This is a genomic window from Streptomyces sp. NPDC049915, assembly GCF_040656475.1.
In the GTDB taxonomy this organism is placed as follows: domain Bacteria; phylum Actinomycetota; class Actinomycetes; order Streptomycetales; family Streptomycetaceae; genus Streptomyces.
Genome location: NZ_JBFAMH010000002.1, coordinates 267,387 through 282,455 on the forward strand (window position 1 = coordinate 267,387; position 15,069 = coordinate 282,455).

Here is a 15,069-nt window from a genome sequence, read left to right on the forward strand (position 1 = left end):
GGAAAAGGCGAAGCCCGCACCGACGCTAGGCGCCCCCGCCCGGCACGGAACCGTCCCGCCGCAGGGGCTACCGACAGCCGCCCAGGAGGACTGCCGGCACCTCACCGCGGCGACCAACTCAGGCCTCGGTCCACGCCTGACGATGGCGAGCAACGCCGTAGACCTTCTCCACCTGGTCAGCCGTGAGAACGCCTGCGAGCGGACCGAGTGCCGACACCTGGCGCTCCTGATACACCCGAACATCGAGCTGTGTAGCAACCACCCTCAGCTCGGTGACACCGACGAAGACGAGCACCGGCTCCACCGGTACCGTGAAGTCGCAATAGCGCTCAAGCACTCGGGCGACCCGCTTGGCCTCCGCCCGGCTCTTGCGTGCGTAGGGCGCCGGTTTCCCGTGATCGACTTTCACGGAATCATCCCCGACCCATACGGCCCGCTTGTGATGGTGCTTCGTATTGATGCTGAACACTCCGCCAGGCCCGATCAGTAAGTGATCGATATCCACCTTGTTGGCCAAGGGGATGGAGTGCAGGACGCGCCAGCCGTGGCGCTCTAATCGGCTCAGCTCGGCTCCCACTCGCCGCTCCCCTGCCAACCCCTTTCGCCAGGAGTCCCACTCAGTGGGGCGCCGCAATAGGCGTGAGACGACTCGCCCCATTAGCCCAGGGCCGGATTCATCGAGCAGATCACGTATGGACTCCCCAGGGAGGTTGACGGCCAAGTCGTTGGCAGGCGTAAGAGGTGGCAGCATTGGACGTGCTGGCACCTCGGACGCCTTGCCCGGTGGGACGGGCTCGGTGAGGTTCTGTAAGTGCTTTGTCAGCAGGGCGATCACGTCGTCGCGATACTCAGCCCGCAAGACCGTGATACCCCCCGTTGGGACATCCGCCCAACCAACCGCGGTGCCATCAGGCAGGTTGGCGTACAGACGATCATGCCCGTATCGCTTCCAGCGCGTGACGTGCAGCTCCACAAGGCCCCCTGTGCTCCGGCATTGCCGTTGCCGACATGCCAGCAGCTAGCGAGACGAGGCCACAAGAGTGCAGCGCAGGCCGCGCGACTCAGCTTGCCCTTCCGAACGATGCATCGGCGTAGGTAGGGCACGAAACGAAGGAGGCCCCAAGCGGCATGCCTGAGGCCTCAGTGTCGGTGCAGGTTGTCTCACTCGTACTCGCGGAGCAGGTCCTCGATACGCCGGTTGGCGACATCCTGCCGTCCGTCGAGGCACTTCGCGTAGCGGGTCAGCAGGACCTCAACGCTGTTGCCGGCGCGCTCGGCAACCTCGGTGGGATCCACCCCGGCATTGAGCCACGTAGACAGTGCCGAGTGCCGAAGGTCGTACGGCCTACTCGCGAGCGGCGAGGCTGCGACAGCCGGAGGAAGCGCCAGGAGCCGAGCCTCCTGCCATACGCGGTAGTAGGTCGAGGACGGGACGACCGAGCCCTTCTCGCTGAAGAAGAGCCGCCCGTCTTCCGCCGTGCCGAACGTGGCCAGGTGCTCGCGCAGCACGGCGACGAGCTGGGGCGGAATAGGCACACGCCGAACGTCCTCAGCCGGTCGATTCTTGAGCCCGCGGTCGTCGTGGGTCTCCCCCGAGTCCGTCCACTGCTTGCCGACCGACGGACGAGTCCGGTGGAGCAGCGCCGATCCCCATCCGTGCTCGGGGAGGACAAGGTCAGTCTCGACCAGGCCGACCGCCTCAGCGGGCCGGAGGCCACCGAAGTACATCGCCGCGAACAGCCCGACGAGACGCCGGCCGCGAGCACGCCGGTAGCCGCCGACGTAGGACACTGCCGCCAGGAGATTGCGGGCCTGTTCCGGGTTGGCGACAACGCGCGGATCGACCTGGTTCGAGACCTTGGGCTTCTGCCAGCGAACCGCCGTGATCGGATTCTCTCGCAGCTCCCCGAGGTCGACCGCGTAGTTCGCAGCGTTGACGAGGGTCCGCCGCTTCCGCCGCACGGTCTCGGCAGCTGCCGCGGTGCCGTCGAGCTTGAGCTTCAGCCCGTCGAGCACCGCGCGGGCCGTCGCCGGTTCAGCGAGGTCTGCAAGCGGCCGGGAAGCCTTCGCCACCCAGTGCAGAACGTTCCGGACGCTGTCCGGGACTTCCCGGTCGTAGGGCCCTGGCAGCACGAAGGCCCAATTGCGTAAGGCCTTGCGGATCTCCTCGTCGGACGGTCGCCCTGCGCCCTCCGCCAGCAGTTCCATGGTCACGCTGGTCAGAGATTCGTTGATGCCGTCTCGCGTATTGGGCGCAGCGTGCGGCCACTTCATTGCGAGATACCTGAGGGCGAAGTCGTACCAGGACAATGGCGACTTCTTCTCTTCCATCGAGGCTGGAAGACCAGTCTCTGTGTCAAACTCTTCGCCGCCCCGCATGGCACTCATGAGCTTCGCTCGGTAGTGATCAGCCAGCGCTTTGGTACGGAACGAGTCAGAGAAGACGTTCCCCGCGACGGACCAGCGGACGCCGTACGAAGGCGTCTTGGTGTCCCGCTTGCGTACACCCCAGACCTTGACGTCGAGAGACTTCACGCTGCCTCCTCCAACTGCCGGAGCCACGAGGTGAAATCACTGCGCCAGACCCGAAGCTCACCGTTGGGCAGCTTGAAGGCCGTGGGCCCCATCCCCAGCTCACGCCAGCGGTAGAACGTACGCCGCGAAACCCCACCCAGCTCATCGAGGATCTGCGGGACGGTCATCAGCTCATCTCTCACGTCAGACTCCTTCCAAGGCGGCAATTTCTTCGCGGGCGGTTTCGCGGTTGAGCTGGATGTCCCGGCGGATGCTGGCGGCCAGCCAGGATTCGCCGGGAGTGTGGCCGTGGCCGGCGTAGGTCCAGTGGGCGAGGGTGAGGGTGGTTGCTTCCTCGTCGTCCGGCTCGGGCAGGCCGAGGGCTTCGCGTTGTTGGGCTGCGCGGTAGTCGGCGCGGGTCTGGCGGAGTGCGCCGAGGGTGGTGGAGTAGCGGCGGGACTTGGTGGAGAAGTGGCCGCGGAAGCCGAGCATGTGGGCCCAGTCGCGCAGTTTGCGGTCTGGGTAGAACGGGTGCAGCTCGAGGCAGGCTGCGATGAGCCGGGCGGGATGCTCGGGGACGTTCAGGAGGACCAGGGCCTCTTTGTTGCCGATGCGGCGGTCTACGGTGCCGGTGGTCTCGGCCGCCTTGGTGGCGTACTTGGCGACGTAGGAGGCCACGGCCTGTTCGGTGATCTCCTCGCCGTTGCCGAAGGCGCCGATGGGCTGGACGTCGAGTTGCTGACCCCAGCGCAGGGTGCGGGCGGGTTGGTCACCGGCCGGAGGCACGTCGACCGCGACGCGGGCGGCGGCAGCCCTGATCGCGCTGGTGAGGAGGTCGAGGGTGGCCCAGGCTGGGGGCGGCGAGTCGGGGCCCTCGGGGCCGTCGAAGCGGATTACGGCGTGGAAGTGCACGGCCCCGCGCTTCTGGTACTCGGCGACCTTGCCGAAGGAGACGCGGGACTGCGCGTGTGCTGCCTTCTGCGTAAGCCCCGCCCGCTTGGCGATCTCGCGGCGCAGGTAGATCGTGAAGTAGCGCCACAGCTCCGAGGCGTGGTTGTTCCACAGCACCGCGCCCGCGTAGTCGTAGGTGTCCTGGTCGAGCGGTGTGCCCAGCTCCGGCGCGTCCTCGGCGTGGCGGACCCCGCAGCGGCAGGGCCGGTCACCGGGGCGGTTGTGGACAGGGCCGAACGACGGCGCGGTCAGGGTCGCGAAGACCCGCGGGTGATCCCGGACGGTGTCCGGGGTGCCCTTGGCGGGGTCGCCGACCAGGCCGGCGCGGATGAGGTGGTACGTGTCCCCCGCGTAGGTCCAGGAGCAGGCCGGGCAGCGGGAGGCGCGGCGGTTGCCGCACGCGATGCGCAGACGGCCACCAGGTTCGCTATCGGTGCTGTAGCGGTGAAGGACGCGGCCGGTGGCCCGGTCGCGGGTGACCGTCGATCCTTGCAGGTGGATCGGGTTGGAGCATCCGCCGGTGCGACGGATCTGGTCCTGTACGCGGTCGAAGCCGGGGGACCCGGCCAGTCTCAGCACGTCGGCGAGGGTGGCCGGGTCCAGGCCCGCCGTGACGGCGGAGTGGGTCACCTCTTGTTCTCCTTGAGGATCGAGCGGACGACGACCGCGCAGACCGCGACGGAGGCGGCGGTGACGGCGACCGCGAGGAGCATGGAGACCAGGACCGCGCCCACGACCAGGACCGCGGCGCCACCACCGGCGACCAGGGCGAGGGTGCTTCCGGCGGTCAGCTGGACGGAGGGCCGATGGGCCGGCGGGGCGGGCTGAGCCGGGATGCGGGCGGGGGCGTAGGGCACCGGGCGGTAGACGGTCGGCACCGTCGGCGTGGGGGCGGGGGCGGTGTCCCGGGGCGGGTACTTCGGGGTGAACACGTCGGTGGTCCCTTCTGAGGCGGTCACTCGAGGAGCGTGGCGACGGCGGGGGCGAGGACGCTGTTGGCGACGAGGTAGCCGCCGAGAAGCAGCAGGGCGACCAGCCACCACGGCGGGCGGGCGAGCTGGATGCCGAGGACGGCGACGACGAGCACGGCGAACCAAAGCGGGACGTCCATGGCGGTGGTCTCCTTCTCAGGCCTTGCAGCGGTGGGCACGGGCGGCGAGTTCGGCGGCGGCACGGCTGTCGTACTCGGCGGAGAAGTCGCAGCGGGGCGCGGTGCAGGCGGCGAGGTGGCGATTGCGGCCTCGGGCGAGGAACGAGGCGACCTGCACGGGACCGAAGCGGCGGACGTTGCGGAAGCGCGGGTTCACTGGGGCGGTCCTTTCTCAGAGGTGAGCGGCGACGGAGGCCGTCATGGACGCGGGCAGGCCGAGCCGGGCGCGTACGGCGTCGGGGTCGGCCGGTTGGCCGGTGGCGGCGCGGTGTTCCTCGGCGAGGGCCTGAAGACGGTCGACGAGCGCGGGCGGCAAGGCGACAGCCGGAGGCGTGGGAGCCGGGGTGGCGCCCGGGTCGGAGGCGGCATCCGGCGGCGAGGCCTGGAGCGCGTCACGAGGAGAGTCGTCGACCGGCGGAGCCGAAGGCGTCTCGGCGTCCCGCTCCGGGGAGACGAGAACCGGAGCTTCCTCGGATGCTCGTGGCTCGTGCGCCAGGAGCGTTCCGCCGAAGAAAGCGACGGCCGGCCACCCGGCCACCACGACCCGCAGCGAGGCGGGAACGTGGTCCAGGTCGAGGAGACCGGCCGTGGCGACGTTGGCGCCGAGGGACGCAGCCAGGGCGATCAGGAACCACAGCCGCGCTCCCCCGGCCGGTTGTCCGGCACGCTGGTGGGCCCGCATGCGACGCCAGGCGGCGACCAGCAGGAGGTCGACGCTGACCGGGTAGGCCCATGCCTTCCAGCCGCCCTGTCCTGCCGCTTCGGCGAGGTCGTGCAGGTGGGCGAAGGACAGGGCGCCCGCGATGACGGCTTGCACGATCACGGCGTCCACGCGGGCGAGGTGGGCACGCATCGGCTCGTTTTCCTTCCGTTTCGAGGCATGGGAGGGGTAGGGACCTGGCGCGAGGCGGTCACGCCGACCGTGGGGAAGGGAGGGAGGCTTACTCGGTCACCGGGCGCGCGGTGGGCACGGGGGTGACGGGGGCCGTCGTTCCGGCGGACTCGGCGGCGACGGTGGGCCGGAAGGCGTCGAGGCGGGGCAGCTCGGGCACGAGGGCGGAGGTGGCGCGGCAGACGGCCGCCGCTTCGTCGAGGCTGAGGTGCGGGGACCGGATGCGGGACCAACCGCCGGAGGAGTCACCGACGATGGCGACGCCGGGGCGCTCGGCGGGGATCGCGGTGGCGGCTAGGGCCGCCTCGGGCGAGATGTCGGCGAGCGCCATGTTCGCCGACGACTCGTCGTTCACGCGGTGGCAGACACGGCCGGTGAGCTGGGCTCGGAGCATGGTGGCGCCCTTGCCGAGTTCGGAGCCGAAGCGCTGTCCGCAGACTTCGAGGTAGATGCCGGCCGCGCGGCCAAGCTGGGCGATGCGGATGAGCTTGGTGACCATGGCGTCACGCCGCTTCTCGTCGTCCCGGTTCGCGGCGAGGAAGAGTTCCGCGACCTCGTCGACGACGACCACGACCGGCACCGGCCGTACCTTCTCGGGCAGGCCCCACACGTCCGAGGTGAGGACCGCATCGGGACCGGCCACGGAGCTTAGTCCGATGAGCCGGAACCGGGCCTCCATCTCGTCGAGCAGCGCGTCCAGCAAGTCGTTCGCACGGTCCGGGGTATCGGCGAGGGCCGACAGACGCGGAGCGAACGGCGCCAGTTCCACACCCCACTTGCAGTCGATACCGACCAGCACGACCGGTTGCCGGGCGAGCCCGCAGACCAGGTTGCGCAGGAAGACAGACTTGCCGGACTGCGTGGCGCCGAGGATGAGTTCGTGCGGCACGGTGCGGAAGTCCCGTACGTGCCACCGTCCGTCTTCCCGCAGCGCCAACGGCAGGGTGAGCAGGCCCCCACCCTTTCGCTGGCGCAGCGCACTCCGTACGTCGTTTAGCACGTCCCAGCCGATCAGCCGGAGTTCCAGCCATCCCGGCTTGGTGGGGCGGATGTGCACCGCGTGAGCCGCCCAGGCGTGCCGCAGCCGATCGGCCGAGGCCATGAAGTCCTCGGGAGCCTGGCCGGTCGCCATCCGCAGCCGCATCACCAGCCCGGACCCGGTCGGCAGCGGAAACGACCGACGCGGGGGCACGGGGGCCGCCTCCCTGCCAACCAGGCGGGCCGTGGCCCGGCGGACGGCGGAAGCCGGGACCGTCAGGCCGCAGGCGTCCATGGTGGCCCGGTAGGTGGTGACCACCCGCAGCGCGACTAGCGGGTATCCCACGAGCCACCAGAACGCGACCGGCATACGCCGACGCAGCACTAGCAGCGCGACGACCCCCACCAGGCACAGCGTCAGGACCCACGGGGTGTCGGACATGGCCGTCAGCCCTTCACCGGCGCGGGGGCGTTGACCATGACGGCGTCGGCCCGGTAGGCGATGCCGTGGCGCATCCGCCCGCCGAACTCGCTCTCCCAGGGGCGGGCGACGAGTCCGGACAGGATGACCGGCGCACCCTGTACCAGGCCCTCACCGATACCCGCCTCGGGGACGGTGACCTTGATCATGTCCGAGCCGCCCTGCGCGATGAACACCAGCTCCAGGACCATGAGCCGCTGGTTCGTCGTCGGGTCCAGGGCAACCTCACCGGTCTGCCGGTCCTTGACCTTGACCTCCGGCAGCTTGGTCACGAGCAGCGTTGCGGAGGAGACGTCGACGGGAATGACACGCATTTCTGAACCTCACTGGTTGGCAGTGCACCACCGGGCACCGCTTCGATTGGATACCCCCCTAGACAGCAGAGAGGTGGCCCGCCCTAACTGTCTAGGGGGGTTGACGACAACAGTAGACCGACGGACCGTCAACTGTCTAGGGGGGTATACGGGCGCGTTCTCGAGTGAGGGACGGAGCTACGGCATCGCCCAGTGAAGGACGGTGGCGTCATCGTGCGCCTTACCGCGCGGCCACCGTCGCCCCTCGATGTCTCCAGCCTCGGCTTCACGCACCTGGCGGACCAACTCGGCCGGCCCGGAGGAGTCGACGACCGCCAAGGTCTCTTGCCATGTGGTGAGTTCGAAGCGGTCGACGAGCCGGGTAGCCCCGTCGCTGAGCAGCGTCACGGAGGCCAGGGAGGCGAGCGGCACTGCCCCGGTCAGGGAATGCTCGGCCGCTCGCGGGTCGGGCCCAGCGATCCAGAAGCCGCCAGGCCGGTTCCGGAGCTCCGTGAGGGCGTCGCGGTACTCGGCCAGGGCGACGGCGTGTTCGGAGGAGCCGGTGGGCAATGCGTCGACCGGACCACGCAGCCGCTTGCCCACCTCGTCCAGGCGCCGATCAGTGACGACGGTTGGTTCCCCCCCCTTGCCAGCCAGCAGGAGGGAGGAGTCGCCGAGGACGAGGTATTCAAGGGCGTCACCGCAGGCACGTACGGCTACGACTGTGCTGGTAGGGCTGGCCCGATGGACCAAGTCGCAAGTGCCCTGATGCAGCGACCGAACAGCCCGGATCGAGTCGGCCAGACACTCAGACAGGGGCCGGGCAGCGTGCGCGGTGATGGCACCGAGCAGCAGACCGCCCAAGCTCGAGGAGAACCAAGCGACACCGTGCGAGCAGCCGGTTTCCGCTCCGGCCACACCCGCGCCGTCAAGGAGCACGGCAGCCCCAGAAGCAGTGGCGGCGAAGTCCTCGTTTTCCCGGCCCGGTTGCGCGGGTAGGGACGCGAGGGCGACCCTCACGCGGCCGACTCCTCGTCGTGCCGGTAGAGGGGGGTGAGCAGTTCAACGGACTGCGGTTCGCTGGTCTCCGGGTCGTACTCGACGCCGACAAGGGTGGAGAACCGGTGCTCACCCACCTGCCCCCAGAGAGTGTTCAGGTCGGAGGCGAGCAGCTGCACGACGCCGAGGGAACCTTGCGTGTGAATACCGGCGATCGCGAGGAGCGATCCCTTGCCGTCCGGCCGAGGCAGCTTGCCGACGTAGCCGACGTCGTACGAACGAACAGGATCACTGTCCTGTCCGGACCGGTACACCTCGCCGGTTCGACGGTCGGCGATGGTCCAGGGGCCGTCTTCTGCCTGTTCCCAGTTCAGTACGGGGTCTTGGGCATACGTGTCCCACATCTGCTGGGACATGCGCGGACCGCAGACGACGACCAGGCCGTCACGGTTGAGGTCGATGTCACCGCTCACCGGCACGTGCTCGGACGTGACGTCAAGACCGTACGACCGCGCGAGGTCTTCGAGCCGCTTGCCGGAACTGACGTCGTCCACGGCAACGACCGTGCGCCCGCGCTCGTCGTCCCGCCGCAGGGGGGTCGCAATGACGACCGCCCCGCGCCCGAGGAGGGCCCCTTCCGGCGCCGGCCCAGTGTGGCGGATCTGATGGATACGCCCGCGGCTCAGACCAGCTTTCGTGGCGATCTGCGCGTACGAAAGGCCCTGCGCGTGGAGGTCCTGAACCACTCGGCGACGAAGCCGGGCGAGTTCAGTCACCTCCTGTTGAGCGTTGGCCAAACGGGTCGTGACCTCGCGGAGTAGCAGGTACGGGTCTTGGATGGCCATGATGCGCTGCAACTCGTCCGACATGACTTCACCTCCTAGCACTACCCAGGAGTCTAGGGCCCTAGACAAAACGGGCGCGAGGCGCCGTCCCGATCTCACCCCGATCACGTAGAACGCAGCCCGCCGCCGAGGCACACCCTTGGGGCTCACCTTCCCCCACCCAGCAGGCAGGCCCGACCCGTCCTCCCGCTGGCGGCCATCAGACGCTCACTCGCGCCAGGTCGGCCCAGATGCAGCGCCCACCGCCGGACCGGTCCTTCACACCCCAATCCTTCGCACAGGCCGAGACGAGCATCAGCCCGCGGCCACCCTGCTCCACCGAACTGTTCACGCTGCGCACCATGGGTTCGTCGTCACTGCCCTGGTCGATGACTTGGATGCGTACGAAGTCGTCCGCGAAGCCGACGATCACGAGGAACCAGCCTCGATACCAGCCGCTTCGCGTGTGCCCGACAGCGTTGGCCGCCAGTTCGCCGACGACCAGGACGGCGTCATCAACGAGGTCAGGCGCCTCCCCCTCCAACAGAGCGGCAACGAAGTGGCGAGCCTCGGCCACCTGCCAGGGCTGGCCCGGAAAGCTACGGCCCCAGTTCTTGGGCATGAGTAATCTCCTCCTGCGTCTAGGGGGCTAGACAATGCAGGCAGCAGAGTATTCCCAGGATCGACGAGCGGGCTAGGCATACAGAGGAATTATTCCTCTAACGGGTGGCGGTATCGTCGCCCAGCGCCCGGAAGTCGTTCATCACTTGCAGGAGCAGTTCCCGCGCGCCGGCCCCGAACGTCGCGGCTTCCTCGAAGCTGCTGAACGTGCCCTCGTACGAGGCGACGTCAGCGGAGTCGTCCAGCACGTGCTCACCGCGGATGGTCTCGACGACCACTGCCTCCCGGTCGCACAGGCTGAACCCGTGCATGGGTATGACGGGTACGGCCCGACGCCAGGGGATGACGCCGAGGCCAACTGTGCTCAGACTCTCGACAGCCAGCAGCCGGTCAAGCTGGGCGAGCATGAGCGAGGGACTGCCCGGCCAGGTGCGAAGAGCACCTTCCGTCAACACGAACACCCACTCGCGCCCCGGCTCGTACAAGAGGCTTTGTCGCTCTACACGTGCGGCGACAGCATGGCCAACCGCTTCGGGTGTGGCAGCTGGCGCACTGTCGAAGACGTGCCGGGCGTACTCAGCGCTCTGGAGCATGGCCGGCAGCACGACACATTGGAAGGAACGGACGAGTCGGGCGGACCGCACCGCCTCGTCGAGAGCGCTGCCAAGTGCCGCTCCTGCGTCAGCGGCTTGGGGTGTGTGCTGTGCGGCTTCCACCGCGGCCAGGAGGTCACGCACCTCCCGAGCGGTCGTCTCATCGAGGCCGAGAGCGCGGGACAGACGACCCAAGACGTCAGCGCTGGGGACCATCCGGCCTGTCTCCACTTTCGACACGGTCGGTTGACCGACCCCGGCCAGCTGCGCCAGCACGGCACCAGTCAGACCAGCCTCGGTACGAAGCCCACGAAGACGCATTCCGAGCGCCTTGATTCGATCCTGCCGCTCACTCCCCATGACCAGGGTTCTACACCACGAAGGAGTACGGTTTAGCCGCTCGGGGGGCGTGCCCATCAGACGCCAACGCCTCATCCTTGTTACCTGTTACAGGTTTCCCTACCTCATCAAGGCCCGCGCACGGCGCGGGCGCGCGCCGCCTCTGCGGCGCGGCCTGCCTCCTGTCTTCGCCCCGGCTGGCCGCGCCCGGCGGCGCGCTCAGCGGCTGCGGGCACGTCGTGGGGAGAAACCCTCTGTGGCTGGGGCGCGGTCGGCTCCACGGCTTTAGGCAGCCAATTTGGCGCGAGCCTCGAAGATCACGGCCCAAGATCGGGCACTAACGGGCAGGCTCACAAACCTGCCCGATCCGCTGGTTAGCGTAATGGGCCATGATCACTCGCGCCAAATCAGCTCCAGCCCAAAGCCGCTCCACCGACCTCGTCGTTTACGACCCCCGAGTGCGGACATCGACCGAAATGTCAATCCCATATTATTGCGGTGACACCTGCCACTAGTCCAAGAATATGCGAATTCCGGCGCTTACTTCGTCCAGTCCAGACACCCGCATCTGAGGCCCCTCGGCAACACCCGCCCATTTAACGGGGTCCCCAGGTCCTGTACCCAACTCCTTTCTTATGGTCTGCACGTCCGCCCCCGCCGGGTATCTGTACATCACCTTCGGCGAGAGACCCCTGGCCGCCATGCATTTTTCGAATAGGTCAACCGCTTCGTCCACTTCAATTGCCGCACCATCCCGCCACCGTGAATCTATCCCCACCGTCGTCCGCCCCGCCGCCATGTGGAATTCGTGGCGACTCCAATCTATCTTTATATCAAGCTCGCACCATACAGTGCCGAGCAGATCAGTCCCATAAATGAGCAGGTGCTCTACATACTTCTTCCTCACGCCCTTAACCGCGTTTTCAATCGAAGATTCACTTATGCCAACCCGCCGCAATGCGCAACGAACTTGCACTACGATCAAGTCCATTCTTGCGAAGGTTCGTGTAACAGTTCTGGTAGTAGTTCTGGCCATCTCGATCCCTCTATCCGACCAGGTGATCCACCAAGCGCCCCTTTTCCAGCATTTCCACCCCTAGAGAGTTGAGAGCGTCAAAGCTTAGTACGGCGTTACCCGGGGGGCTTTGCCCCGCACTAATCCTCGAGAAGGATTCATGGACTCCAACTTCTTCAATATAATTCCAGAAGAGGTCGTCGTAAATCTGAGAGCGCAGATGAGAGAAGAAGGCGATTGGCTGCTCAGTGAAGTTTTCCGACAGCCGGGCAATTTCCGCACCGGCCAGATCAGGGAATATCGACTCTAGTATCCGATTACGCTCCTCCGCCGTCGGAGTCCAGACAAAGGAGTGCATGCGCCCAGAGCGCACGAGGGGGGGATATAGTTTCGTGAAATCGTTACCCGTCAATATTACGGGAACCCGCTTTACTCGCTGCCGCTCCACGAGAGTTGGCGAATCCGCTAGATTCATTAGCTCGCCAAAAACGTTCTGCCTATTGACCGTGTACTGGACGAGCTCCCCCCACTGACCTACAGCTGCGTCGACATCGTTGATCACCAGGGCCGCTGGCCCGAAGCCGCCGGCGCTCTGGGACCTCGTGGAAGCGCAGTCCAAATATGCCTCTCGAATAACACGAGCCGGTTCGCCCGCATCCACGCTCTCAAGTTCACCGCAGGAGATGAGGGAAACGTGTGCATCTATCTCATCAAGCACCTTGTGGCACTGATACGTCTTACCCTGCCCACTTGGGCCATGGATTCCAAGTATCAAGGGCACCCCGCCTCCAGCCTCCGGCATAAGGTTCTTGTACAGATGGAGCAATATTTCTCGACGGAATCTCGCTGGAATGAGCTCTCGCATGCTAAACGCCTCCATCAACGTCGGGCGCGCCTACGATTGCGAATGCGCCGCTGCATTCCTTGAATCTCCGCTTGCCAATCTATATCATTCGGCGGGGGCCTCAGGAACTCGGTTGCTATATGCTCAGAATGCGCCGTGGGATCTTCATGCAACTGATTCCTTCGATACTCGACAGTCTCTTTCAAAGCACGAAGGCGCCTGGCCACTTCCTCCAGCTCAGGCCGACCCTCCTCTTTCGGAGTGATTCTTATTTCCTTCCCCTTGATTTCAAGATCGGGGTCCGCGGCAGCCACGGCGAATATCTCCTTGACGGTGTGCTTCACGATCCTGCCGATGTCATCATCGTCAAACTGAGACCGCCTGCTAAGTTCTGCCTCTACACTTTTCCTTAGCTGCTCTTCACGAGCACTCTTTAGTCGTCCATTGACCATTTCTGAGATGGCATTTCCTAGCACTGATTGCGCTAGACCCAAGGCAAATTCGAGCAGCAACATTTTGAACACCCCGCTGCCCCACTCGCTAGATGCCACCGGTGACGACTGCTCCCTCTCAACAGATTCCCACTTGGCTCTCAACGTGTCCAGCGGGGGCATCGGTAACGGTAAACTGAGGGCGGTTCCAAATGCGACCTTTAGCCATCGGGTGTAAGATATGGCCTCCTAACCAGAAGTCGCTTTGCACTGAGTGGACCATAAGCGGTATTCGCCTTATCGAACCCGAGGCATCCCAGGCAGCACTCCATTGATGCGGCCGTCATCCCGACCGCATTACACCGCACCAGATCGAGCATGGAACAACGGGCAACCGTCCAATCAGTGCACCCGGCATGACCACAGCTCCGCAAGCTGAGCGTCTGGGCGATGTCATCTCTCATTTCGACTTGCCGCGGCACCTACCGCCAAAACGCGCTCTGTGACGGCCTCCAGGACCTGGCAGACAAACCCGACAGCAGCACCGGAGTTGCCCATCGACGCATAGACCGTCGGGCTGACATCACCAACTCGGTCAATGGCAGCAAACGTTGGCGGACCGAAGCGGACGGAACGGGATCGACCAGCGACCACTGAGGCCCGTTTCGGCAACGCCGCGACGCGGGATGATTGAACTCCTAATGCGATGGTCAGTCAGGTTCGTCCAGACGGCAGTGACGGCAACGCTGACGGCAACGACGGTGAACACCAACTGCACTCAGCAGCCCGGCACGGTGCCAGCCGCGTGTTGACTGCGCGCCAGACCGCCATGTGCCCGCATCTTCTAAGCGCCTGGTACCAAGGGGGCCCGCCCACAAGGAAGCGGTCGTGCCACAGGCGTGCCAGATCGTGCGCGGAACCACGGGGAACACCGGGGAAGCAACGGGCGTGCCGCCGGTCGGCGTTGCCCTTCCGCAGCAGGTCAGCCCAGCAGCGAGCCCTAGATCACCTTAGCTTCCCAAGCTGAGGGCTCCGGCGCCGTTGTGTCGCTACGCCGGCTTAGGACCTGTCCAGCGCGACCAGAGCGGCCTCAGGACGATGCCCAGTGCGACCAGGCCTGCGGCGACGAGGAATGTGACGTCGGCCCAGTGGTAAGGCAGGGTCTTGGCGACCGGAAGGGCCACCAGCGAGGTGACCCCCTGCAGGACGGTAGTTACCTCCGAGAGATCCTTCACCGCCGCGCCCTTCCACGTGCGAAACGCCGCGATCCCCCAGAGCAGCGGGAACAGCAGGCAGACGATCGCAGCGACGGCAAAAAACGGCAAGGCGATCACGTTCCCCATGTTTCCGCCGCCAGGTGAGTCGTCGCTGGGGTCGATCACCGGGTGTTCCACGTACCAGTTCGCGAGGAGCGTCGCCTGCACGAACACGGCAGGGAACACGGCTGAGGCCAGGGCAGCCGCGCCGTACCAACGCCAGGATCGGCCCGCCGCCCTACCAGTCGCTGTCACCGCTACTCCTTGTTCCGTCCAACCTGCCCGCAGACCACGTAGCGGCCACCGTAACGACGGATCGAAGCCTCAGCCAGGATCCGCCACTCGACCGCAAAACGCCTCGTCCAGCCAGCGAGCGGGGCCGTTGCTGTACAGCACCGGAGTACAGCAACGGCTACGACCGCAGCCAACTGTCAACAGCTCCCAGTGACCGACTGACCAACGCACCGGGACCCCGATGACCACCCCGCCGATAGTTCGCATTGAGAGGGCGCGTGAGTGTCTAACTGCGTGACAACACCGACGAACAGCGGCGGACGAGCGCGGACGTCTGCGGACCGTCAACGCAGGCAGGAGGCGCGATCGCCCAAGGCAGAAGCCCCGCCCAAGTTGCTTCGGGACGAAGCGGTCGCTCCGTTAGGGTGCGCCGCATGACCGACGACGCCCCGGCGTGTCCCGAGTGCAGCCAGCCCATGAAGTCCGGCGGCATCGTCCTCTCCAAGCGGGAGGACGATGGCCGGCGGACGTGTCGGACGCTATGGAGGTGCACTGGTCGGCATGTCTGGTGGCGCTGGGCCGATCGGCCGGATGAACCTTTGGAGGCCTGTCCGGTGCCGGAGCTGTTCCGCTGACACCCAACGCTGATATCAA

The 15,069-nt window shown here is 66.4% G+C and carries 18 protein-coding genes; all 18 read right to left on the bottom strand.

What is annotated here, in order from left to right:
* Positions 1–118: 118 nt before the first annotated feature.
* The 18 genes from AB0J12_RS03620 to AB0J12_RS03705 all read right to left on the bottom strand — a co-directional run bounded on the left by AB0J12_RS03620 (position 119) and on the right by AB0J12_RS03705 (position 14,367).
* Complete coding sequence (locus AB0J12_RS03620) at positions 119–973, bottom strand: nuclease-related domain-containing protein (RefSeq protein ID WP_363262513.1); 855 nt, start codon at positions 971–973, stop codon at positions 119–121.
* Between the two features lie 188 nt (positions 974–1,161).
* Entirely contained in the window at positions 1,162–2,535 is a 1,374-nt protein-coding gene (locus AB0J12_RS03625) for a site-specific integrase (RefSeq protein ID WP_363262514.1), read from the bottom strand.
* The gene (locus tag AB0J12_RS03630) at positions 2,532–2,702 is read right to left on the bottom strand and encodes an excisionase (RefSeq protein WP_363262742.1); all 171 of its coding nucleotides are present in this window, start codon (positions 2,700–2,702) and stop codon (positions 2,532–2,534) included. Before AB0J12_RS03630 ends, AB0J12_RS03625 begins: the two co-directional genes overlap by 4 nt.
* A 16-nt stretch (positions 2,703–2,718) precedes the next feature.
* Positions 2,719–4,095: a replication initiator protein RepSA gene (repSA, locus tag AB0J12_RS03635; protein WP_363262515.1), complete on the bottom strand. Its 1,377-nt coding sequence runs from the start codon at positions 4,093–4,095 to the stop codon at positions 2,719–2,721.
* Entirely contained in the window at positions 4,092–4,397 is a 306-nt protein-coding gene (locus tag AB0J12_RS03640; protein ID WP_363262743.1) for a SpdD protein, read from the bottom strand. Before AB0J12_RS03640 ends, repSA begins: the two co-directional genes overlap by 4 nt.
* 23 nt (positions 4,398–4,420) lie before the next feature.
* Positions 4,421–4,576 carry a hypothetical protein gene (locus tag AB0J12_RS03645; RefSeq protein WP_363262516.1) on the bottom strand — a complete coding sequence of 52 codons (156 nt, stop codon included), beginning with the start codon at positions 4,574–4,576 and terminating at the stop codon, positions 4,421–4,423.
* Between the two features lie 16 nt (positions 4,577–4,592).
* Positions 4,593–4,772 (bottom strand): mobile element transfer protein, encoded by a 180-nt coding sequence (locus AB0J12_RS03650; protein WP_363262517.1) that lies wholly within the window; start codon positions 4,770–4,772, stop codon positions 4,593–4,595.
* Between the two features lie 15 nt (positions 4,773–4,787).
* The gene (locus tag AB0J12_RS03655; RefSeq protein ID WP_363262518.1) at positions 4,788–5,468 is read right to left on the bottom strand and encodes a DUF2637 domain-containing protein; all 681 of its coding nucleotides are present in this window, start codon (positions 5,466–5,468) and stop codon (positions 4,788–4,790) included.
* Positions 5,469–5,556: 88 nt separating this feature from the next.
* The gene (locus tag AB0J12_RS03660) at positions 5,557–6,927 is read right to left on the bottom strand and encodes an FtsK/SpoIIIE domain-containing protein (RefSeq protein WP_363262519.1); all 1,371 of its coding nucleotides are present in this window, start codon (positions 6,925–6,927) and stop codon (positions 5,557–5,559) included.
* A gap of 5 nt (positions 6,928–6,932) precedes the next feature.
* Positions 6,933–7,280: a hypothetical protein gene (locus AB0J12_RS03665; RefSeq protein WP_363262520.1), complete on the bottom strand. Its 348-nt coding sequence runs from the start codon at positions 7,278–7,280 to the stop codon at positions 6,933–6,935.
* Positions 7,281–7,457: 177 nt separating this feature from the next.
* Positions 7,458–8,279: an integrase gene (locus tag AB0J12_RS03670; RefSeq protein ID WP_363262521.1), complete on the bottom strand. Its 822-nt coding sequence runs from the start codon at positions 8,277–8,279 to the stop codon at positions 7,458–7,460.
* Complete coding sequence (locus tag AB0J12_RS03675; protein WP_363262522.1) at positions 8,276–9,127, bottom strand: sigma-70 family RNA polymerase sigma factor; 852 nt, start codon at positions 9,125–9,127, stop codon at positions 8,276–8,278. The genes AB0J12_RS03670 and AB0J12_RS03675 overlap by 4 nt, the downstream gene beginning before the upstream one ends.
* Positions 9,128–9,302: 175 nt before the next feature.
* A complete protein-coding gene (locus tag AB0J12_RS03680; RefSeq protein ID WP_363262523.1) occupies positions 9,303–9,704 on the bottom strand; it encodes an ATP-binding protein in 402 nt (133 codons plus the stop codon).
* 97 nt (positions 9,705–9,801) lie between these two features.
* Positions 9,802–10,656, bottom strand: a complete 855-nt coding sequence (locus AB0J12_RS03685; RefSeq protein ID WP_363262524.1) for a helix-turn-helix transcriptional regulator — start codon at positions 10,654–10,656, stop codon at positions 9,802–9,804.
* 490 nt (positions 10,657–11,146) lie between these two features.
* The gene (locus AB0J12_RS03690) at positions 11,147–11,542 is read right to left on the bottom strand and encodes a hypothetical protein (protein ID WP_363262525.1); all 396 of its coding nucleotides are present in this window, start codon (positions 11,540–11,542) and stop codon (positions 11,147–11,149) included.
* A 139-nt stretch (positions 11,543–11,681) separates the two neighbouring features.
* Positions 11,682–12,515, bottom strand: a complete 834-nt coding sequence (locus AB0J12_RS03695) for an AAA family ATPase (protein WP_363262526.1) — start codon at positions 12,513–12,515, stop codon at positions 11,682–11,684.
* A 14-nt stretch (positions 12,516–12,529) separates the two neighbouring features.
* Positions 12,530–13,045, bottom strand: coding sequence for a hypothetical protein (locus AB0J12_RS03700; RefSeq protein WP_363262527.1), 516 nt, complete (start codon positions 13,043–13,045; stop codon positions 12,530–12,532).
* A gap of 929 nt (positions 13,046–13,974) precedes the next feature.
* Positions 13,975–14,367 (bottom strand): hypothetical protein, encoded by a 393-nt coding sequence (locus AB0J12_RS03705; protein WP_363262528.1) that lies wholly within the window; start codon positions 14,365–14,367, stop codon positions 13,975–13,977.
* Positions 14,368–15,069 lie beyond the last annotated feature (702 nt).